Below are 19691 nucleotides of genomic sequence, written 5' to 3'. Positions count from 1 at the left end.
CCGACGGACGCCGGGGCTCCCGGTCGGTGGGGCAAAGTACGGTTGCCGGGTGCACAAACTCCGGTTCGTCCTGCTGCTGGTCGCGATGGCGGTGCTGGCCCCCCTGGCGGTGCTGGTCGGCTCCGGCCCCGCGTCGGCCGCCGACGGGTCCGGCGAGGGCCGGGTGGTGCGTGTCGGCACCGAGGGCACCTACCCGCCGTTCACCTTCGAGGACCCGGACACCGGCGACCTCACCGGCTACGACGTCGACGTCGTCAAGGCGGTGGCCCAGGAGGCCGGCTGGCGGCTGGAGTTCGCGACCTCGCCGTTCGACGCGATCTTCGGCTCCCTCGACAGCGGCCGCATCGACGTCGTCGCCAACCAGATCACCATCAACCCCGAGCGCGAGGCGCGTTACCGCTTCTCCGAGCCCTACACCTACTCCCGCGGCGTCATCGTCACCGCCGCGGACGACGACAGCATCACCACGCTGGCCGACCTGGAGGGCAGGACCACCGCACAGTCCGAGACCAGCAACTGGTCGCAGGTCGCCAAGGACGCGGGCGCGAAGGTCGAGAACGTCGAGCAGTTCTCCCAGGCCGCCACCCTGCTCGCGCAGGGCCGCGTCGACGCGATCGTCAACGACAACATCGCGGTGCTCGACTACCTCGAGACCAGCGGCTCGGACGAGGTCAAGATCGCGGGGTACGCCGGCGAGGACGTCGGCGAGCAGGCCCTCACCTTCCGCAAGGACGGCGCCCAGCTGCAGCGCGAGGCCGACCGGGCGCTGGAGACGCTGCGGGAGGACGGCACCCTGGAGCGGCTCTCCGAGAAGTACTTCGGCACCGACGTCTCCTCGGAGGCCTCGACCGAGGTCGACCTGCAGGGCGACCGCCGGCAGAGCCGGTGGGAGGTCGTGCGCGGCGCGGCCGGGCCGATGCTCTGGGGCGCGGTCAAGGGCACCATCCCGCTGACGGCGATCAGCTTCGTGCTGGGCCTGGCCCTCGCGCTCGTGGTGGCCCTCGGCCGGCTCTCGTCCTCGCCGCTGGCCAGCGTCCCGGCCCGGGTCTTCGTCTCGGTCATCCGGGGCACGCCGCTACTGGTGCAGCTGTTCATCGTCTTCTTCGGCCTCGGCCAGATCGGGCTCAAGCTCGACCCGTTCGTGGCGGCCACGGTGGCCTTCACCCTCAACGTCGCGGGCTACGCCGCCGAGATCATCCGGGGCGCGATCCTCTCGGTGCCGCGCGGCCAGTTCGAGGCCGCGAGCTCCATCGGCATGGACCGCCGGCTGACGATGCGCCGGGTCGTGCTCCCGCAGGCGGCCCGGATCGCGGTGCCGCCGCTGGGCAACACGCTGCTGTCGTTGGTCAAGGACACCTCGCTCGCCGCGGTCGTGCTCGTCCCCGACCTCTTCCGCGCGGCGGTGTCCGCGGCCTCGACCAGCTTCGAGTACCTCCCGCTCTACCTGCTGGCCGCGCTCTACTACTGGATCATCTGCTTCCTCGTCTCCCTGGCGCAGGAGCCGCTCGAACGCCGACTCGGGAGGTACGTCGCATGACCGGTCCACTGATCGAGGTCCAGGGCCTGCGCAAGGCCTTCGACGGCACCGAGGTGCTGCGCGACGTCTCCTTCGCCGCCGACGAGGGCACGGTCACCGCCGTGCTCGGCCCGTCGGGGTCGGGCAAGTCGACGCTGCTGCGCTCGCTCAACGTGCTCGAGCAGCCCGACGCGGGCGTGGTCCGGATCGCCGACGCGAGCATCGACTTCGCGACCTTCGACGACCTCGGCAAGGGCGAGCAGAAGCGCGAGCTGGCAGCGCTGCGGGGTCGCAGCGGCATGGTCTTCCAGTCCCACCACCTGTTCCCGCACATGACCGTGCTGCAGAACCTCACCGAGGGCCCGGTCCGGGTGCAGGGGCGCCCCGCCGACGAGGCGGAGGCCGACGCCCACCGGCTGCTCGAGCAGGTGGGGCTGGGCGACCGCGCCTCGGCGTACCCCTCACAGCTCTCGGGCGGTCAGCAGCAGCGCGTGGGGATCGCCCGCGCCCTGGCGCTGAACCCCCAGGTGGTGCTGCTCGACGAGCCCACCTCGGCGCTCGACCCCGAGCTCGTCGGCGAGGTGCTGGCCGTCGTACGAGACCTGGCGGGGGAGGGGTGGACGCTCGTCATCGTCACCCACGAGGTGCGGTTCGCGCGCGACGTCGCCGACCAGGTGCTCTTCCTCGACGGCGGCGTGATCGCCGAGCAGGGCGGACCCGCCGTGCTCAGCGACCCGCAGCACGAACGCACCCGACAGTTCCTGCGGCGGGTGCTCGAGGCGCGCTAGGTCCGGTCAGGCAGCGACGAGGTCGTGGGCCTTGCGACCGGTGAGGACGTGGCCCTCGGCGCCGCACCAGCAGCGGAAGCTGACGAAGATGCCTTGGTCGGTGTTGTCGATCGAGGTCACCTGGCTGGGGGCGATGAGCTGACGCTGCTCGCAGGCGCTGCAGTAGTGGTCGAACATGGGGGCCTCCCTCTCAGGGACTCGGCGGATCGAGCTCGTTCCCCCAGTATGACGACATTCAACTGATAGAGGTAGCCTCGCTTTCCTTCACTTCCTATAGGCTCAGCCTGTGATGACGCTGCACCAGCTCCGCTGCTTCCTCGCCGCCTACGAGGAGGGGTCGCTGACCGCCGCCGCCGAGCGGCTCGGCTACGCCCAGCCCTCGGTCTCCGAGCAGATCCGCAACCTGGAGAAGACGCTGGGCGCCCCGCTGTTCCGTCGCGTGGGGCGCGGCGTCGTGGCCACCACGGTGGCCGACGACCTGCGTCCGCACGCCGAGCGCGTGCTGGCCGCGGTCGAGGACGCGCAGTCCTCGGTGGCCAGCCAGGTGCGGCTGGAGACCGGCACGATCCGGTTCGGGATGTTCGGCATCGCGCGCCTGTACGCCGGTGCGGACCTGGTCGCCGACGTGCTGCGCCGCCACCCCGGCGTACGTGTGGAGCTGATCGGCACCAACAGCACCGAGGTGACCGACGAGCTGCGGCGCGGCCGGCTCGAGGCGGCGATGATCGCGGTCCCGCAGCTGGAGAGCGAGGGGCTGACCATCACGCCGGTGGCCAGGGACGAGCTCGTCTACATCAGCAACGACCCCGAGCGGCTGCGCCAGCCCGTGACCGCCAAGCGCCTGTCCGAGGCGACCCTGGTGATGCCCGAGACGACCTTCCGGGCGGTCGACTCGGTGCGGATCATCCTGCGGCAGATGCTCCACGAGACCGGCCGCAACCCGCAGAGCCGGATCGAGGTCGAGGACGTCGAGAGCGCCGTCGAGCTGGTCGGGATGGGCCTGGCCGACACGGTGATCCCGCGGGGGGCCGCGGAGCAGCTGCTGCCGCGGCTCGCGCCCGACGCCGGCTGGGTCTCGCTGCGCCCCGCCCAGCACGACACCCTCGCGATCGTGCACCGCCGCGACGCGATCCTCTCCCCGGCGGCGCAGCTGATGATCGAGCTGGCCACCGCCCGGATCCAGGCCATCGCCGAGCCGATCCGGACCACCCGCCCCCGCTGAGCCGCCGACCGGGCAGTCGTGCGCACCCAGGAGCCGCCGACCGGGCAGTTGTGCGCACCCAGGAGACGCCGACCGGGCAGTTGTGCGCACCCGGGAGACGCCGACCGGGCAGTTGCGTGCACCCGCGTCGCGCAGACGTGCCCGCTCGGCGTACGCCAGGTGAGCAGAAGTGCCCGGTCGGCGTACCCCAGGTCAGCAGAAGTGCCCGGTCGGGCTAGAGGGTGCGGAGGACCTCCTCGAGGACGTCGAGCGCCTCGTGGAGCAGGTGGTCGGGCATCACCAGGGGCGGGAGGAACCGCAGCACGTTGCCGTAGGTGCCGCAGGTCAGGGTGAGGACGCCGCGCTGGTGGCAGCCGGCGGCGAGACGTCCGGCGAGGGCGGCGTCGGGCTCGGTCGTCCCGGGGCGGACCAGCTCGATCGCGAGCATCGCGCCGCGCCCGCGCACCTCGCCGATGGCCGGGACGTCGGCGGCCAGCGCGCGCAGCCGGGTGGTCATCAGCTCCTCGATGTGCCGGGCGGCGGCTCGCAGGTCGAGCTGCTCCATGGTGGCGATGGCGCCGAGGGCCGCGGCGCAGGCGACCGGGTTGCCGCCGTAGGTGCCGCCCAGGCCGCCGCCGTGGACGGCGTCCATGAGCTCGGCCCGGCCCACGACCGCCGCGAGCGGGAAGCCGCCGGCGACGCCCTTGGCCACTGTGACCAGGTCGGGTACGACGCCCTCGTGCTCGCTCGCGAACCAGGTGCCGGTGCGGCACATGCCCGACTGGATCTCGTCGGCGACGAAGACCACGCCGTTCTCGCGGCACCACGCGGCGACGGCGGGTAGGAAGCCCTCGGCGGGCACGACGAAGCCGCCCTCGCCCAGCACCGGCTCGATGACGACGCAGGCGAGGTTGTCGGCGCCGACCTGCTTCTCGATGACGTCGATCGCCCGGGCGGCGGCCTGCGCCCCGGTGACCTGCGAGGCCTCGCGGAACGGGTAGGACATCGGCGCCCGGTAGACCTCGCCCGCGAACGGCCCGAAGCCGTGCTTGTAGGGCATGTTCTTCGACGTCATCGCCATGGTGAGGTTGGTGCGGCCGTGGTAGGCGTGGTCGAAGACGACCACCGCGTCGCGGCCGGTCGCGGCGCGCGCCACCTTGACGGCGTTCTCGACCGCCTCTGCGCCGGAGTTGAACAGCGCCGCCTTCTTGGCGTGGTCTCCGGGGGTGAGCTCCGCGAGCTTCTCGCAGACCTCCACGTAGCCCTCGTAGGGCGCGACCATGAAGCACGTGTGGGTGTACGCCGCGACCTGCTCGGTCACGCGCGTCACGACCTCGGGGGCGCTGTTGCCGACGCCGGTGACCGCGATGCCGCTGGCGAGGTCGATCAGGCTGTTGCCGTCGACGTCGACCACGACACCGCCGCCGGCGGCCGCGACGTAGACCGGGAGCGTGCTGCCGACGCCCGCGGCGACGGCCGCCTGCCGGCGGGCGTGGAGCTCGCGCGAGCGGGGTCCGGGGATCTCCGTGACGAGCCGGCGCTCCTGGGGGAGGTCGGGCCCGCCGGTGCGGGGAACGGTCGGTGCGACTGCGGAGTCGGTCGTCATGGGGGCCTCCGGCAACGGAATCAGTGATGGGACGGTCGTCCGGCCACCAGTGTCCGTCGCCGAGCGGTCACTCGGCAAGCGAGCCCAGGCGACCGGGCAGTACCCCCGAGTCGAGCACGGAACGACGCACCGGCGCCACCAGCTCGCCCAGCCGCACCGTGTCGTCGAGGCCGAGGGCCTCCCAGCCGGCCAGCGCGGCCCGGTCGGTGGCGGTCTCGAGGTCCTCGCGCTGCTCGCGGCCGAGGTCGGTGAGGGCGGCGGCGTCGTCGAGCCAGCCCCGCGCGCGCAGCCGGTCCTCGGCAGCGGCCAGCTCGTCGTCGCTCCAGCCGCGGGTGGAGCGCAGGAAGCGCTCCTTGCCGGCCCAGGCGCCGTCGAGCACGGTCGCCTCGACCGGGTCCAGGCCCCGGGAGACGAGCAGGGCGACGTGGCCGTCGCCGCGGTGCTCGCGCACCAGCGTCGCGGCGTGCCACAGGGCGAGCAGCGGCTCCTCGGGCCAGGGGAGCTGGAGGTGCGCGGCGTACAGGGGGCGGCCGGCGGCGCTGCCCGGCGTCGCCGCGAGCCCGTCGGTGAGTCGCCGGGCCAGCGCGAGCGCCTCGGTGATGTCGGGGTCGCCGACCGTGCGGGCCAGGGCGCGGGCCATGCCGCGCCGGCGGGCCGCGACCAGCTCGGCGGGCGTGGTGCGGTCCCACGCCGCCGGCAGCGCGGCGTCGTGCAGCCAGGGGGCGAAGACGTAGAAGGTCGCCTCGGTGACGCGCGGGCCGACCGGCCCGAGCGCGGCCCCCCGGGCGGCGAAGTAGGAGAGCCGCTGGTGCAGCCCGAGGGCGACGTACTCCTCGGGGAGCTCCTCGGCGAAGTAGCCGACGACGTGCAGCGTCTCCAGCGCTCCCCAGGTGCGGCGCGAGGCGCGCAGCAGGTCGGCCGAGGCGCCCGCGGGGGCGCTCACAGCAGTGGCCGCAGCGGTCGCAGGACGAACTCGGTGAACCGGGCGTAGACGTCGCGCGCCTGCCACTCGTGCAACGTCAGCTCCAGGCTGTTGGTGAGGTCGGTGGAGAAGATCCGCTCCATCTCCCGCGCCAGGGAGTCGTCGATGATCTCGACGTTGATCTCGTAGTTGCCGGTCATCGAGAGCCGGTCGACGTTGGCGGTGCCGATCGTGCTCCAGCTGCCGTCGACGGTCGCGGTCTTGGCGTGCACCATCGCGTCGCGGAAGCGGTGGATCTTGATGCCGGCCTCGAGCAGCTGGCGGAAGTAGCCGCGGGAGATCCAGTCCACCACGATGTGGTTGGACTTGGCGGGGAGCAGGACGCGCACGTCGACGCCGCGGCGGGCGGCGTGGACGAGCGTGGCGACGAAGTCCTCGTCGGGGATGAAGTAGGCGCTGGTGAGCCACACGTTGCGCTGCGCGCGGTTGATCGCCTCGAGGTACATCGACCGGATCGGGAACATCCACAGCCGCGGCACGTTGCGGTGCACCCGGATCTTGGGCTCCCACTGCGAGGGTGCCGAGATCAGCATCGGCGACTCCGAGCGGCGGAACCGCTTCTCCCGGTGGAGGTTCCAGAAGTCGGCGAAGGCACGCGTCAGGTCGGCGACGCCGGGGCCGGTGATGCGGCAGTGGGTGTCGCGCCACTCCGTGGCGTACGCCGCCCCGAGGTTGTAGCCGCCCACGAACCCGACCTCGTCGTCGACCACGAGGATCTTGCGGTGGTCGCGGCCGTAGCGACGCAGGTCGAAGAACCGCCAGCCGGCCGAGTAGACGGGGAAGGCGAGCACCTTGACGTGGGGCGGGAAGTGCTTGAACGGCAGCCGCACCACGAGGTTGGCGAACTGGTCGTAGATCACCCGCACCTCCACGCCCCGGTCGGCCGCGTCGACGAGCGCCTTCTTGAACCGCGCGCCGAGGGCGTCGCCCTTGAAGATGTAGGTCTCCAGGAGCACCTGCGACCGGGCGCCCTCGATGGCGCGCAGCATGTCGTCGTAGAGGTCCTGCCCGAAGGAGTACGTCGTGACGGTGCCGCCGCCGACCGGGGTCTGCGCGGCCGTCCGCGTCGGGAACGGCTTGGGCTTCTTGCCGCGCCGCCGGTAGGAGTCGACCAGGCTCATCGCCACCGCCACCAGGACCGGGATCCCGAACGTGACCATGACGAACCGGCGGGCCAGCATGGCCACGGGGTGGGACATGTTCACGAGGGGGAGGTGTCGGCGCTGCACGGGCGCAGTCTCCCAGACGACCGACGGGGTTGTCGGTGGGCGGCCGTAGGCTCCTGGCATGCGTCCCGTGACCGATCTCGAGCGCCGGGTGGCGCCGTTCGACGTGCAGTCCGACTACCAGCCCGCCGGCGACCAGCCCGCGGCCATCGCCGAGATCACCGAGCGCATCCGCGGCGGGGAGAAGGACGTCGTCCTGCTGGGTGCCACCGGCACCGGCAAGACGGCCACGGTGGCGTGGGTGGCCGAGCAGGTGCAGCGCCCGGTGCTGGTGATGCAGCCCAACAAGACGCTGGCCGCCCAGTTCGCCAACGAGCTGCGCCAGCTGTTCCCCGACAACGCGGTCGAGTACTTCGTCTCCTACTACGACTACTACCAGCCCGAGGCCTACGTCCCCCAGACCGACACCTACATCGAGAAGGACTCCTCCATCAACGAGGAGGTCGAGCGGCTGCGCCACTCGGCGACCAACTCGCTGCTGACCCGGCGCGACGTCATCGTGGTCTCGACGGTGTCCTGCATCTACGGCCTCGGCACCCCGCAGGAGTACGTCGACCGCATGCTCCGGCTCAAGGTCGGCAAGGAGATGGACCGCGACGGCGTGCTGCGCCGGCTGGTCGAGATCCAGTACACCCGCAACGACCTGTCCTTCACCCGCGGCACCTTCCGGGTGCGCGGCGACACCCTGGAGATCTTCCCGGTCTACGAGGAGCACGCCGTGCGCGTGGAGTTCTTCGGCGACGAGATCGAGCGGCTGATGACGCTGCACCCGGTCACCGGCGAGGTGATCACCGACGACCAGGAGATCTACGTCTTCCCCGCCACCCACTACGTCGCCGGCCCGCAGCGCATGGAGCGCGCCATCGCCAGCATCGAGAAGGAGCTGGAGGAGCAGGTCGCGCTGTTCGAGCGCCAGGGCAAGCTGCTGGAGGCCCAGCGGCTGCGGATGCGCACCTCCTACGACATCGAGATGATGCGCCAGGTCGGGTCGTGCTCGGGCATCGAGAACTACTCGATGCACATCGACGGCCGCCCGCGCGGCAGCGCCCCCAACTGCCTGCTCGACTACTTCGCCGAGGACTTCGTGCTCGTCGTCGACGAGTCCCACGTCGCGGTGCCCCAGATCGGCGGCATGTACGAGGGCGACATGTCGCGCAAGCGCAACCTCGTCGACCACGGGTTCCGGCTGCCGAGCGCGATGGACAACCGGCCGCTGCGGTGGGAGGAGTTCCTGGACCGCATCGGCCAGACGATCTACCTCTCCGCGACCCCGGGCGACTACGAGATCGCCAAGGGCGGCGGCATCGACAACGTGGTCGAGCAGATCATCCGCCCGACCGGCCTGATCGACCCCGAGGTCGTCGTCAAGCCGACCAAGGGCCAGATCGACGACCTGATGTCGGAGATCAACGCCCGTGTCGACCGCAACGAGCGGGTGCTGGTCACGACGCTGACCAAGAAGATGTCCGAGGACCTCACCGACTACCTCCTCGAGAACGGCGTGCGGTGCCGCTACCTCCACTCCGAGGTCGACACGCTGCGCCGCATCGAGCTGCTGCGCGAGCTCCGGATGGGGGAGTACGACGTCCTCGTCGGCATCAACCTGCTCCGTGAGGGCCTCGACCTGCCCGAGGTGTCGCTGGTCGCGATCCTCGACGCCGACAAGGAGGGCTTCCTGCGCTCCGACAAGTCGCTGATCCAGACCATCGGCCGCGCCGCGCGCAACGTCTCCGGGCAGGTCGTGATGTACGCCGACCGCGTGACGCCCTCGATGGAGAAGGCCATCGACGAGACCAACCGCCGCCGTGCCAAGCAGGTGGCCTACAACACCGCGCACGGCGTAGACCCGCAGCCGCTGCGCAAGAAGATCGCCGACATCACCGAGATGCTGGCGCGCGACGACGAGGACACCGCCGAGCTGCTGGCGACCTGGCAGGGCACCGGCGCCCGGGGCGACAAGTCGCGCAAGGCCCCGGTCCCGGGCCTGTCCCGGATGGACAAGGTCCACGAGAAGGCCCCCGACACCGCCGGCATCCCGTCCTCCGACCTCGCCGAGCTGGTGCAGCAGCTGACCGAGCAGATGCACAACGCCGCCGCCGAGCTGCAGTTCGAGGTCGCGGCCCGGATCCGCGACGAGGTCCAGGACCTCAAGAAGGAGCTGCGCCAGATGATGGAGGCCACGCGATGAGCACGGACGACCATGACACGGGCAACCAGGACACGGGCAACGCGAGGGGCCGGGCCGTCGTCGACCGGATCGAGGCGGCGCGGTTCACGCCCGTCCGGCTCCGGCAGGGCTACGACATGTCGGAGGTCGACGCGCTGCTCGACGCGGTGCAGCAGGCAGCGACGGCGGGCCGACGGATCCGGCCGCTGATCGACGGCGCCACCCTGCGGCGGGTCCGACTGCGCGAGGGCTACGCCATCGACGAGGTCGACCGCTTCCTGGCCGACCTGGTGCTCGCGCTGCCCTAGGCCGGGCCGACCCCCGGCGCGGCGTACGATCCGACCGGTGAGCACGACCGCCCTGCGCAGCCCCTGGACCGTGTGGGGCGTCGGCCTCGCGGTCTACGTGCTGGCGGTGTTCCACCGTTCCTCGCTCGGCGTCGCCGGGCTCGTCGCCACCGACCGCTTCGGCATCTCCGCCGCCCAGCTGGCGACCTTCACCATGCTCCAGCTGCTGGTGTACGCCGGCATGCAGATCCCCGTCGGCCTGCTGGTCGACCGCTTCGGCTCGCGCAGCGTGATGCTGTCCGGGCTGGTGCTGATGACCGTCGGGCAGACGGTGTTCGCGTTCGCCGAGAGCTACCCGCTGGCCCTGGTCGCCCGCGCCGGGGTCGGCATGGGGGACGCGATGACCTTCATCTGCCTGCTGCGCCTGGTGAGCAGCTGGTTCCCGCTGCGGCGGATCCCGTTCGTCACCCAGGTGACCGGCACGCTCGGCCAGACCGGCGCCGTGGCCGCCGCCGTCCCGATGACGTGGGCCCTGGCCAACCTCGGCTGGACCCGCGCCTACCTGGTCGCCGGCGGCGTCGGGATCGTGCTGGCCGTGGCGCTGCTCGTGGTGCTGCACGACACCCCGGCGGGCCGCAACCTGCGTGGCGCCCCGATGTCGCTCGCCTCGGTCCGGGCCAGCCTGGCGGCGTCGTGGCGCCACCCCGGCACCCGGCTGGGGTTCTGGATGCACTTCTGCACCCAGTTCAGCGCCACGACGATGAGCCTGCTCTGGGGCTACCCGTTCTTCGTGCGCGGCGAGGAGCAGTCCTCGGCCGCCGCCGGCCTCCTGCTCACCCTGATGGTGGTGACCATGATGTTCTCCGGCCCGGTCCTGGGCTGGCTGGTCAGCGTCCACCCCTGGCACCGCTCGACGGTGGTGCTCGTGATCGTCTCCTCCATCGTCGCCGTGTGGACCGTGGTGCTCGCCTGGCCGGGGCCGGCACCGTTCGCCGTGCTGGTGGTGCTCGTGCTGGTGACCGGTGTCGGCGGTCCGGCCTCGGTGATCGGCTTCGACGTCGGCCGCACCTCCAACCCCGCACACCGGCTGGCCAGCGCCACCGGGATCATCAACCAGGGCGGCTTCTACGCCAGCCTGGTGATGGTCGTGGTGATCGGGCTCGTCCTCGACTGGCGCACGCCGGGCGCCAGCACGGCCTACACGCCCGAGGCGTTCCGCTGGGCGATGTCGGCGCAGTTCCCGCTCTGGCTGCTCGGCCTGGTGCAGGTCTGGCGCTACCGGGGCCGGGCCCGCGCCCGGGTGCTCCAGGACCGTGAGGCGTCGTTGACCGGCTGAGACCTCGGGGGGAGGGTGGGCCGCATGAGCACCCTGCGCGAGGTCCAGGTCACCTTCGACGCCGCCGACCCCGGTGCGCTCGCCGCGTTCTGGTGCGAGGCGCTCGGCTACGAGGTCGAGCCGCCGCCCTCGGGCTTCGGGTCCTGGGAGGACGCGCTGCGGTCGTGGGGCGTGCCCGAGGAGCTGTGGAACAGCCGGTCGGCGGCCCGGCCCGTGGGCGGGTCCGGACCCCGGCTGTTCTTCCAACGCGTCCCGGAGGGGAAGGCGGCCAAGAACCGGCTCCACCTCGACGTGCGCTCGGCGCCCGGCCTGGCCGGCGACGAGCGGATGGCGGCCCTGGAGGCGGAGTGCGAGCGGCTGGTGGCGCTCGGGGCGACGCGCGACCACCGCGTGGAGCCCGACGGCCGGATGGAGCTGGGGTTCATCGTGATGGCCGACCCCGAGGGCAACGAGTTCTGCCTGGACTGACCCCGGGTCCGCCGAGCGCGGTCAGCGGTTGCGGACGGTCATCGCGACCAGGCGCGAGATGACCATCGCGACGTACAGCACCCCGGCCACCTGCTCGAGGATCACCAGCGACCGGGCGTGGTCGCCGACGGGCAGGATGTCGGAGAGCCCGACGCTGGTCAGGTTGGTGAAGGAGAAGAAGAGCATGTCGAAGAAGCGCCCCGCCCCCGAGGCGGCGACCGGCTCGATGGAGCCCGGGAAGACGATCTCGACGGCGACGTAGAGGTAGGCGAAGCCCCACGCCACCACCGTGAAGGCGGCCCCGATGGCGTAGAGCTCGTCGGTGGTGACGCGGTCGTCGTGGAAGAGGTACTTGATGGTGCTGTAGGCGACGTAGAAGTAGAACGGCGCGTGCAGGAGCGCACTGACCAGCGCCACCCACTGGGTGTCGGGAGTCGCCGCTTCCACGAGGGTCAGCACCACGGCGGGCAGGCCGACCGCGACCGCGACCACCGAGAGCGCGGGCGTGCTGCGCACCACGCCGATGGCCAGGCCCACCGCCACCATCGAGATCACGCCGAGCACGGCGGCCCCGACCCGGGTCTGGTCCAGGAAGGGGTAGGCCACGACCGCGGTCAGCTGGGCGGTGAGCAGCAGCGCCGAGGGGTGGCGCGAGGCACGTCGCGCCAGCGAGTCGGCGGTCGGGGCGTGGGGCACCCGCGGCAGTCTAGGGGCGGGACGTCCGGCGACCGGCCGGAACCGGGGAGTCGCTGAGACGCAGCGCACGGGGTACGACCTGGCTACGATGCGCCCCAGCAGCCTCACCGGTCGGCCCGGCCGCGTGGCGGGGACTGCGTCGGTCGGCCAGGCACCGAGGGAGGCGACGTGGCGCAGGACAGGCGTGTGCCGTGGGGGTGGCTCAACCTCGCACTGGGCCTCCTCGCCCTCGCCCTGGTGGCGACCGCGGTCGTGGTGTGGACCCGGCCGGCGACCGGCGGCACCGGCGACGGCGCTGCCCGCGAGCTGTCGCGGCAGCAGTGGGAGGTGACCGAGGCCGCCTCGGCGGAGGTCGAGGCCTTCCTCACCGTCGACCACGAGGCGATGACCGAGGTGGTCGCGCAGGTGATGGACGGCGCGACCGGCACCTTCCGGGACGAGTACGACGCCGGCCGCGCCCGGCTCGTGGCCCGCACCGCGGCGTCGGACGTCACCGCTCGCGCGGTCGTGCGCGCGGTCGCCCTCGGCCGGGTCACCTCGAGCACCGCCGAGGTGCTGGTGGCCGCCGACGCACGGGTCACCAACGACCAGTCGCGGGGACGCGAGCAGCTGCGCCAGCACCGGCTGCGCCTGGTGATGGTCGAGCGCGACGGCCGCTGGCTCACCGAGCAGCTGGAGTTCGTCCGGTGACGCGCCCCGACGAGCAGGCGCCCGCGGCGCCACGCGGCCGGGGCCCCGGCCGCGGCCCCGGCACGAGCGTCGTCCTGGTGCTGCTGTGCGCGGTGCTGGCCCTGGCGACCGGGCTGGGCTGGTGGTGGCAGCACGGCGCCGGTCGCACCGCGGACCTGCCGACCGCCGAGCGCGCCATCAGCTCGGTCCCCGCCCGCGAGTCGGGGGGCCGTGCGGTGGCCAGGCTCGCCGAGGAGGTGCTCGGCTACGACGCCCGCGGCTTCGACGCCGAGGTGAGGGCGACCCGGACGCTGCTCGCCCCCAGCTTCCGCAGCCAGTACGACGCCCAGATGGCGCAGGTGAAGAGCGAGACGCTCGCCGAGCGGGTGCGCCTGGAGGCCCGGGTCCGGGAGACCGCGGTGTCCTCGGCGTCGCCGGACCGCGTCGTGGCCCTGGTCTTCGTCGACCAGGTCACCAGCAGCCCGCTGACGCCGACCCGCCGCGTCGACCAGGTGCGGGTGCTGGTCACCGTCACGCGCGATGGGGGAGAGTGGCGCGTGTCCCGGATGGACGCCTTCTAGGCGACCCGGACCCCCGACGACGGCGAGGAGGAGCCCGATGGAGCACCCCGGTGGTGGCGGCCGCGAGATCGACACCGACGTGCTGATCGTGGGCGCGGGCCCGGCCGGGTTGTTCGGCGTCTACTACGCCGGCTTCCGCGGGCTCGACGTCACCGTCGTCGACTCGCTGCCCGAGCTCGGCGGCCAGGTCTCGGCGATGTATCCCGAGAAGACCATCCTCGACGTCGCCGGCTTCCCGGCGGTGAAGGGACGCGAGCTGGTCGAGCAGCTGGTGGAGCAGGCGGCGAGCGCGCGACCGACGTACCTCCTGGGCCGGACGGCGACGGTGCTCAAGACCGACGACGCCGGCGCGGTCATGGAGCTCGACGACGGCACCACGATCACCGCCAAGGTCGTCGTCGTGACCGCCGGCATCGGCAAGTTCACGCCCCGGCCGCTGCCGGCCGGCGAGGGCTGGGAGGACCGGGGGCTGGTGTTCTTCGTGCCGTCCTTCGCCGAGTACGCCGGCCGCGACGTCGTCATCGTCGGCGGCGGCGACAGCGCCTTCGACTGGGCCCACCACCTCGAGCCGATCGCGGCCTCGGTGACCCTCGTGCACCGCCGCGACCAGTTCCGCGCCCACCGGGCCACCGTCGACGCGGTGCTGGCCTCGCGCGTGGAGGTGGTGACCAGGGCCCAGGTGACCAGGCTGCTGGGGGAGCACCACGTCGAGGCGGTCGAGATCACCACCCAGGACGGCGAGGTCAGCACCCGACCGGCGCAGTCGGTGGTCGCCTCGCTCGGCTTCGTGGCCGACCTGAGCGCGATGAAGGAGTGGGGCCTGGAGTTCTCCGGTCGTCACGTCGCCGTCGACACCTCGATGCGGACCAACCTGCCGCGGGTGCTGGCCGCCGGTGACATCACGGACTACCCGGGCAAGGTCCGGCTGATCGCGGTCGGCTTCGGCGAGGTCGCCACGGCGGTCAACAACGCCGCCGTCCTCATCGACCCCGACGCCCACGTCTTCCCCGGGCACAGCAGCGAGGACTCCTAGGTCTCGACGCGCTCGGCCGGCGGGGACCCGGGCTCGACGGGCCCGAGACCGCCGTCCGGCTATCGACACGCGTTCAGTTACGCTCGCCCCGCCCTCACCGCCCAAGGAGGCTCCCTTCGTGCGCATCGCGTTGACGTCCTACCGCAGCAAGCCGCACGTCGGCGGCCAGGGGGTCTACGTCCGGCACCTCAGCCGTGAGCTGGTCGCCCTGGGCCACAGCGTGGAGGTCTTCTCCGGCCAGCCCTACCCCGAGCTCGACCCGGGGGTGCGGCTGACCGCGGTGCCCAGCCTGGACCTCTACCGCGAGCCCGACCCGTTCCGCACGCCGCGGCCCTCGGAGCTGCGCGACCTGGTCGACGTCAGCGAGGTGCTGGAGATGTGGACGGCCGGGTTCCCCGAGCCGCGCACCTTCAGCCGCCGGGTGGCACGGGTGCTGGCCGAGCGCGTCGCCGACTTCGACGTCGTGCACGACAACCAGACGCTCGGCCACGGCATGCTCGACGTGCAGCGGCTGCTGCCGATGGTGACGAGCATCCACCACCCGATCACCGTCGACCGCGAGGTCGACCTCGCCGCGGCCCCCAGCCGTCGGCGCCGGCTGACGCTGCGCCGGTGGTACTCCTTCCTGCGGATGCAGGGAGCGGTGGCCCGGGCCTGCGAGCGCATCGTGACCGTCTCGGAGTCCAGCCGCCGCGACATCGTGCGCGACTTCGGCGTGGACGGCGACGACGTGACGGTGATCCCGCTGGGCGTCGACGCCGGCTTCGTGCCGCCGACCGCCCCCCGGGTGCCGGGACGGATCCTGGCCATGGCCAGCGCCGACGCCCCGATGAAGGGCATCGCGACGCTGCTCGAGGCCTTCGCCAAGCTCCGCGTCGAGCGCGAGGTGCACCTGCTGCTGGTCACCCGCCCGGTGCCGGGCGGCCGCACCGAGCAGCTGCTGGAGAGCCTCGGGATCGCCGAGCACGTGTCGTTCGTCCACGGGCTGAGCGACGCCGAGCTGGTCGAGGTGATGGGCTCGGCCGAGCTGGCCTGCGTGCCCTCGCTCTACGAGGGTTTCTCGCTGCCGACGGCCGAGCTGATGGCCTGCGAGACGCCGCTGGTGGTCAGCCGCGCCGGGGCCATCCCCGAGGTCGTCGGCCCCGACGGGGAGTGTGCCGACCTGGTCGCCCCCGGTGACGTGGGCGAGCTGGAGCTGGCGCTCGCCGCGCTGCTCGACGACCCCGACCGCCGGACCCGGATGGGTGCCGCGGGGCGCCGCCGGGTGCTGGAGCGGTTCAGCTGGCGGGCGGTCGCCGAGGCGACCGTCGCGGCGTACGAGGACGTGGTGCGGGCGCGGACGCCCGGACCGGAGCACGCACAGGAGGACGCAGGATGCTGACCGTCGACTTCGACCGGCTCGGGCTCCGGCCCGGGGAGCGGGTCATCGACATGGGCTGCGGCGCAGGACGCCACGCCTACGAGATGTACCGCCGCGGCGCCGACGTGATCGCGCTCGACCAGGATGCCGACGAGCTGTCGGGCGTCTCGGAGATCTTCGCCGCGATGCGCGAGGCCGGCGAGGTGCCGGCCGGCGCGGAGGCCGACACCAAGCAGGGCGACGCGTTGGGCCTGCCGTTCGCCGACGGCGAGTTCGACCGGGTGGTGGCCTCCGAGGTGCTCGAGCACATCCCCGACGACGTGACCGCCATCCGCGAGCTGGTGCGCGTGCTGCGCCCCGGCGGCACCATGGCCGTCACGGTGCCCCGGTGGCTGCCCGAGCGGATCTGCTGGGCGCTCTCCGACGAGTACCACGCCAACGAGGGCGGGCACATCCGGATCTACACCGGCACCGAGCTGGTCGGCAAGCTCGAGGCCGCCGGCATGGTCCACGAGGGCACCGACCACGCCCACGCGCTGCACGCGCCGTACTGGTGGATCAAGTGCGCCGTCGGCACCACCAAGGAGCGCCACCCGCTCGTGCGCGGCTACCACCAGCTCCTGGTCTGGGACATCATGCGGACCCGCGGCGTCAGCGTGCTGACCCGGGCCGCCGAGCGGGCGCTGAACCCGCTGATCGGCAAGAGCATGGTCCTCTACCTCCGCAAGCCGGCATGAGCGGGACGCACCCGGTCCCGGAGCTGCCCGGGCTGCTGAGCGCCGCGCAGGTCGTGGCCACCGCCCGCTCGATCACCCGCACCCAGGAGCCCGACGGCGCGATCCCGTGGAGCCCCGGCGCCCAGACCGACGTCTGGAACCACGTCGAGGCGGCAATGGGCGCGCTGGTCGGCGGCGAGGTGGCGACCGCCGAGGCGGCGTACGACTGGTGCGCGCGGTGGCAGCGCGCCGACGGCTCGTGGCCGATGCGGATCGTGCAGGGCCGCGTCGAGGACGCGAGCGGAGAGACCAACATGTGCGCCTACCTCGCCGTGGGGCTGTGGCACCACTGGCGGCTGCGCCGCGACCTGGACTACGTCGAGCGGCTGTGGCCGGTCGTCCGCGCCGGGCTGGACTACGTCGTGGGCCTGCAGCTGCCCTGGGGCGGCATCGCCTGGTCGCAGGAGTACGACGGGGACCGACCCGCCCGCGTCAACCGTGACGCCCTCGTCGCCGGGTCGTCGAGCATCTACCAGGCGCTGCGCGCCGGGGTGGCGCTCGCCGAGCTGGTGGGGGAGCCGCAGCCCGACTGGGAGCTGGCCGGTGGGCGCCTGGGCCACGCGCTGCGCGAGCACCGCGACCTGTTCCTGGACAAGCGCACCTTCGCCATGGACTGGTACTACCCGGTGCTCGGCGGCGCGGTCCGCGGGGCCCCCGGCCGCGCGCTCGTCGACGCCCGCTGGGACGACTTCGTGGTGCCCGGGCTGGGCATCCGCTGCGTCGACACCAACCCGTGGGTGACCGGCGCGGAGACCTGCGAGCTGGTGCTGTCGCTGGACTGCCTCGACGACCACGAGCGCGCCACCCGGCTGCTGGCCGACGTGCAGCACCTGCGCAACGACGAGGGCGGCTACTGGACCGGCTACGTCTACGAGGACGAGGTGGTCTGGCCGCGCGAGGAGACGACCTACACCGCGGCCGCGGTGGTGCTGGCCGTCGACGCGCTGTCGCGGACCACGCCCGGCTCGGGGATCATGCGCGGCGAGGACCTGGCGCCGCCGTTCGACGAGCTGGCCCTGGAGTGCGGGTGCGCCGAGGGCGCCTCAGCCGACGTCCTCGCCCGCTGAGCCGGCGCTGCGCCGCAGCACCCGCATCGACCCGACCGTCTCCACCGGCGTGAAGCAGCCGCCGGCGACCGCCCGCTCCCAGACGTGGAACGGTGCCTGGCCGCCGTCCTCGGGGTGCTCGAAGACGTCGTGGACGACGAGCGCGCCGCCCGGCTGCACCCAGCGCGCGAACCCGCTGTAGTCGGCCTGCGCGTGCTCCTCGGCGTGCCCGCCGTCGACGAACAGCAGCGCCAGCGGGGTGCGCCAGTGCGCCGAGACGGTGGTGGAGCGGCCGATCACGGCGACCACCTCGGCCTCCAGCCCGGCGTCGTGCAGGGTCCGCCGGAAGCGGGGCAGCGTGTCCATCAGACCCGTGCGGGGGTCGACCAGGGAGGTGTCGTGGTGCTCCCAGCCGGCCTGGTTCTCCTCCGAGCCGCGGTGGTGGTCGACGGTGAACACCACGCTGCCGCTCGCCCGGGCGGCGGCGCCGAGGTAGATCGCGGACTTGCCGCAGTAGGTCCCGACCTCGAGGCCGGGGCCGTCGGCGAGGTGGGCCACCGCCGTGCGGTGCAGCAGGTCGCCCTCGTCCTCGGGCATGAACCCCGTGGCGGCACGGGCGTGCTCCAGGAGGTCCGCGTCCATCGGCGATCCGGTGCTCACGCGCTCGCCGAGGTGGTGCCGGGACCCTGCTCGGTCCGCTCGCGGCTCCACACGGCGCGGTGGTGCAGCAGCCACCGCTCGACGGCCCGCACGGTGTGCTGGCTGCGGATCGAGCTGAAGACCTCGAAGGCGTGGTGGGCGCCCGGCAGCTCGGCGTAGGTCACGCTGGCGCGGGAGACCTCGCGCAGCCGGGCGACGAACGCGCGGGCCTGCCGGACGTCGACGAGGGTGTCGGCGTCGCCGTGGAGCACGAAGAAGTCCGGCGCCTCGGGGGTGACCCGTGCCAGCGGCGAGGCCTGCTCGAAGATCTCGTGGTCCTCGGCCGGGTCGCGCTGGAACACCTTCGGTCCGAGGAACTTGTCGCGCATGGCGACGGCCGGCCGGTCCCCGGTCAGCCCGCCCACGTCGTAGACGCCGTAGAAGGGGACGCAGGCCGCGACGCTGGTGTCGGCGTCCTCGAACCCGGGCTGCCACTGCGTCTCGTGGGGCGTGAGCGCGGCCAGGGAGGCGAGGTGACCGCCGGCGGAGCCGCCGGTGAGGACGAGGTAGTCGGGGTCGCCGCCGTACTCCCCGATGTGCTCGCGCACCCAGGCCAGGGCGTGCTTGACGTCGACGACCTGCGCCGGGAAGGGGTGCTTGGGGGCCAGCCGGTAGTTCACCGCGACGCAGACCCACCCGCGCCGGGCCATCCGGTTCATCAGCAGCAGGCCCTGGGTCTCCTTGCTGCCGAGCGTCCAGGCGCCGCCGTGCACCTGCACCAGGACGGGCGCCCGGTCGAGGTCGACGCCGACGGGGCGGTGGACGTCCAGCCGCGCGCGACGGGCCTCGACCCCGGGCACGTAGGAGACGTCGCGGACCACCTCGACCCCCGGGTCGTCGAGGCGGAAGGGGTGCGCGAGCTCGCGCAGGTGCAGCCGCAGGTCCTCGCGGGTCGGCGGCTCGTCGAGCACGTCGAGGTAGTCGGTGCCCAGGCCGTCGTCGAGCGTGGACTCGATGCGGCGTGCCGCGCTCAGCGACTCGCGCACCATCAGCCCCAGGCCGGCGGCCGTGACCGCGGCCAGGGCCAGGCCCGCCCGGTCGGTGCGGCCGCGCCGGCCGCGCCGCAGCGTCAGCTCGGCCGCGGCGTCGAGCGCCGTCGTCGCGAGCAGCTGGGGGGCCAGCTCGCTGGTCATCCAGCCGGCGACGAAGGCCGGGACCCCGGCCCCGACGCGGCGCAGCGGGCGCAGCGCGTTGGCGGTCAGGGCGAGGGCGAGCAGCTGCCGGTGGCGGAGCGACATGCCCCCACGCTACCGA

At 72.9% G+C, this 19691-nt stretch carries 20 protein-coding genes; 13 read left to right on the top strand and 7 right to left on the bottom strand.

From position 1 onward, the window contains the following. The first annotated feature begins 49 nt into the window (after window positions 1-49). Both EDD33_RS10665 and EDD33_RS10660 read left to right on the top strand, forming a co-directional pair. The gene (locus EDD33_RS10665) at window positions 50-1537 is read left to right on the top strand and encodes an ABC transporter substrate-binding protein/permease (protein WP_246003463.1); all 1488 of its coding nucleotides are present in this window, start codon (window positions 50-52) and stop codon (window positions 1535-1537) included. Then, window positions 1534-2304 (top strand): amino acid ABC transporter ATP-binding protein, encoded by a 771-nt coding sequence (locus EDD33_RS10660; protein WP_123390733.1) that lies wholly within the window; start codon window positions 1534-1536, stop codon window positions 2302-2304. Before EDD33_RS10665 ends, EDD33_RS10660 begins: the two co-directional genes overlap by 4 nt. Window positions 2305-2310: 6 nt before the next feature. Here the strand turns inward: EDD33_RS10660 and EDD33_RS19995 are convergent, their stop codons facing one another. Next, window positions 2311-2481: a hypothetical protein gene (locus EDD33_RS19995; RefSeq protein ID WP_156384375.1), complete on the bottom strand. Its 171-nt coding sequence runs from the start codon at window positions 2479-2481 to the stop codon at window positions 2311-2313. A 112-nt stretch (window positions 2482-2593) separates the two neighbouring features. On the opposite strand from EDD33_RS19995, the gene EDD33_RS10655 reads away from it, so the two are divergent. Further along, window positions 2594-3526 carry a LysR family transcriptional regulator gene (locus EDD33_RS10655; protein ID WP_246003462.1) on the top strand — a complete coding sequence of 311 codons (933 nt, stop codon included), beginning with the start codon at window positions 2594-2596 and terminating at the stop codon, window positions 3524-3526. A gap of 214 nt (window positions 3527-3740) precedes the next feature. Here EDD33_RS10655 and gabT read toward each other — a convergent pair whose 3' ends face one another. The 3 genes from gabT to EDD33_RS10640 form a co-directional block, all read right to left on the bottom strand. Continuing rightward, window positions 3741-5111: a 4-aminobutyrate--2-oxoglutarate transaminase gene (gabT, locus tag EDD33_RS10650; RefSeq protein ID WP_123390730.1), complete on the bottom strand. Its 1371-nt coding sequence runs from the start codon at window positions 5109-5111 to the stop codon at window positions 3741-3743. Window positions 5112-5178: 67 nt separating this feature from the next. Further along, window positions 5179-6054: an SCO6745 family protein gene (locus tag EDD33_RS10645; protein WP_211332511.1), complete on the bottom strand. Its 876-nt coding sequence runs from the start codon at window positions 6052-6054 to the stop codon at window positions 5179-5181. After that, window positions 6051-7292, bottom strand: a complete 1242-nt coding sequence (locus tag EDD33_RS10640; protein ID WP_211332510.1) for a phospholipase D-like domain-containing protein — start codon at window positions 7290-7292, stop codon at window positions 6051-6053. The genes EDD33_RS10645 and EDD33_RS10640 overlap by 4 nt, the downstream gene beginning before the upstream one ends. Window positions 7293-7380: 88 nt before the next feature. Here EDD33_RS10640 and uvrB point away from each other — a divergent pair, with 88 nt between their 5' ends. Genes uvrB through EDD33_RS10620 form a run of 4 tightly spaced genes read left to right on the top strand, consistent with a single transcriptional unit; the run spans window position 7381 to window position 11577 of the window. Further along, on the top strand, window positions 7381-9507 hold the full coding sequence (uvrB, locus tag EDD33_RS10635; RefSeq protein ID WP_123390728.1) for an excinuclease ABC subunit UvrB: 2127 nt from the start codon (window positions 7381-7383) through the stop codon (window positions 9505-9507). After that, entirely contained in the window at window positions 9504-9794 is a 291-nt protein-coding gene (locus EDD33_RS10630; RefSeq protein ID WP_123390726.1) for a DivIVA domain-containing protein, read from the top strand. Before uvrB ends, EDD33_RS10630 begins: the two co-directional genes overlap by 4 nt. A gap of 37 nt (window positions 9795-9831) precedes the next feature. Beyond that, a complete protein-coding gene (locus EDD33_RS10625) occupies window positions 9832-11109 on the top strand; it encodes an MFS transporter (protein WP_246003461.1) in 1278 nt (425 codons plus the stop codon). 24 nt (window positions 11110-11133) lie between these two features. After that, window positions 11134-11577 (top strand): VOC family protein, encoded by a 444-nt coding sequence (locus tag EDD33_RS10620; protein ID WP_123390724.1) that lies wholly within the window; start codon window positions 11134-11136, stop codon window positions 11575-11577. A 21-nt stretch (window positions 11578-11598) separates the two neighbouring features. Here EDD33_RS10620 and EDD33_RS10615 read toward each other — a convergent pair whose 3' ends face one another. Further along, window positions 11599-12273, bottom strand: a complete 675-nt coding sequence (locus EDD33_RS10615) for a potassium channel family protein (protein ID WP_246003460.1) — start codon at window positions 12271-12273, stop codon at window positions 11599-11601. 168 nt (window positions 12274-12441) lie between these two features. Between EDD33_RS10615 and EDD33_RS10610 the strand changes: the two genes are divergently transcribed. From EDD33_RS10610 to EDD33_RS10585, 6 genes are all read left to right on the top strand, one after another. Then, window positions 12442-12963, top strand: coding sequence for a hypothetical protein (locus tag EDD33_RS10610; RefSeq protein ID WP_148077052.1), 522 nt, complete (start codon window positions 12442-12444; stop codon window positions 12961-12963). Continuing rightward, window positions 12960-13523 carry a hypothetical protein gene (locus tag EDD33_RS10605; protein WP_123390721.1) on the top strand — a complete coding sequence of 188 codons (564 nt, stop codon included), beginning with the start codon at window positions 12960-12962 and terminating at the stop codon, window positions 13521-13523. Before EDD33_RS10610 ends, EDD33_RS10605 begins: the two co-directional genes overlap by 4 nt. 37 nt (window positions 13524-13560) lie before the next feature. Beyond that, window positions 13561-14556 carry an NAD(P)/FAD-dependent oxidoreductase gene (locus EDD33_RS10600; RefSeq protein WP_123390719.1) on the top strand — a complete coding sequence of 332 codons (996 nt, stop codon included), beginning with the start codon at window positions 13561-13563 and terminating at the stop codon, window positions 14554-14556. Between the two features lie 118 nt (window positions 14557-14674). Further along, window positions 14675-15937 (top strand): glycosyltransferase family 4 protein, encoded by a 1263-nt coding sequence (locus EDD33_RS10595; RefSeq protein ID WP_123390717.1) that lies wholly within the window; start codon window positions 14675-14677, stop codon window positions 15935-15937. After that, window positions 15931-16653, top strand: coding sequence for a class I SAM-dependent methyltransferase (locus EDD33_RS10590; protein ID WP_123390715.1), 723 nt, complete (start codon window positions 15931-15933; stop codon window positions 16651-16653). Before EDD33_RS10595 ends, EDD33_RS10590 begins: the two co-directional genes overlap by 7 nt. Then, window positions 16650-17759, top strand: coding sequence for a prenyltransferase (locus EDD33_RS10585; protein ID WP_123390713.1), 1110 nt, complete (start codon window positions 16650-16652; stop codon window positions 17757-17759). The genes EDD33_RS10590 and EDD33_RS10585 overlap by 4 nt, the downstream gene beginning before the upstream one ends. On the opposite strand, the gene EDD33_RS10580 is transcribed toward EDD33_RS10585, so the two are convergent. Both EDD33_RS10580 and EDD33_RS10575 read right to left on the bottom strand, forming a co-directional pair. Next, window positions 17736-18380: a class I SAM-dependent methyltransferase gene (locus tag EDD33_RS10580; RefSeq protein WP_123390711.1), complete on the bottom strand. Its 645-nt coding sequence runs from the start codon at window positions 18378-18380 to the stop codon at window positions 17736-17738. The genes EDD33_RS10585 and EDD33_RS10580 overlap by 24 nt on opposite strands. A 14-nt stretch (window positions 18381-18394) precedes the next feature. Continuing rightward, complete coding sequence (locus tag EDD33_RS10575; protein ID WP_123390710.1) at window positions 18395-19675, bottom strand: alpha/beta hydrolase; 1281 nt, start codon at window positions 19673-19675, stop codon at window positions 18395-18397. Between the last annotated feature and the right edge of the window lie 16 nt (window positions 19676-19691).

This window comes from Nocardioides aurantiacus (assembly GCF_003752505.1).
Lineage (GTDB): Bacteria > Actinomycetota > Actinomycetes > Propionibacteriales > Nocardioidaceae > Marmoricola > Marmoricola aurantiacus.
This window is presented reverse-complemented; position numbering and strand designations above follow the sequence as displayed.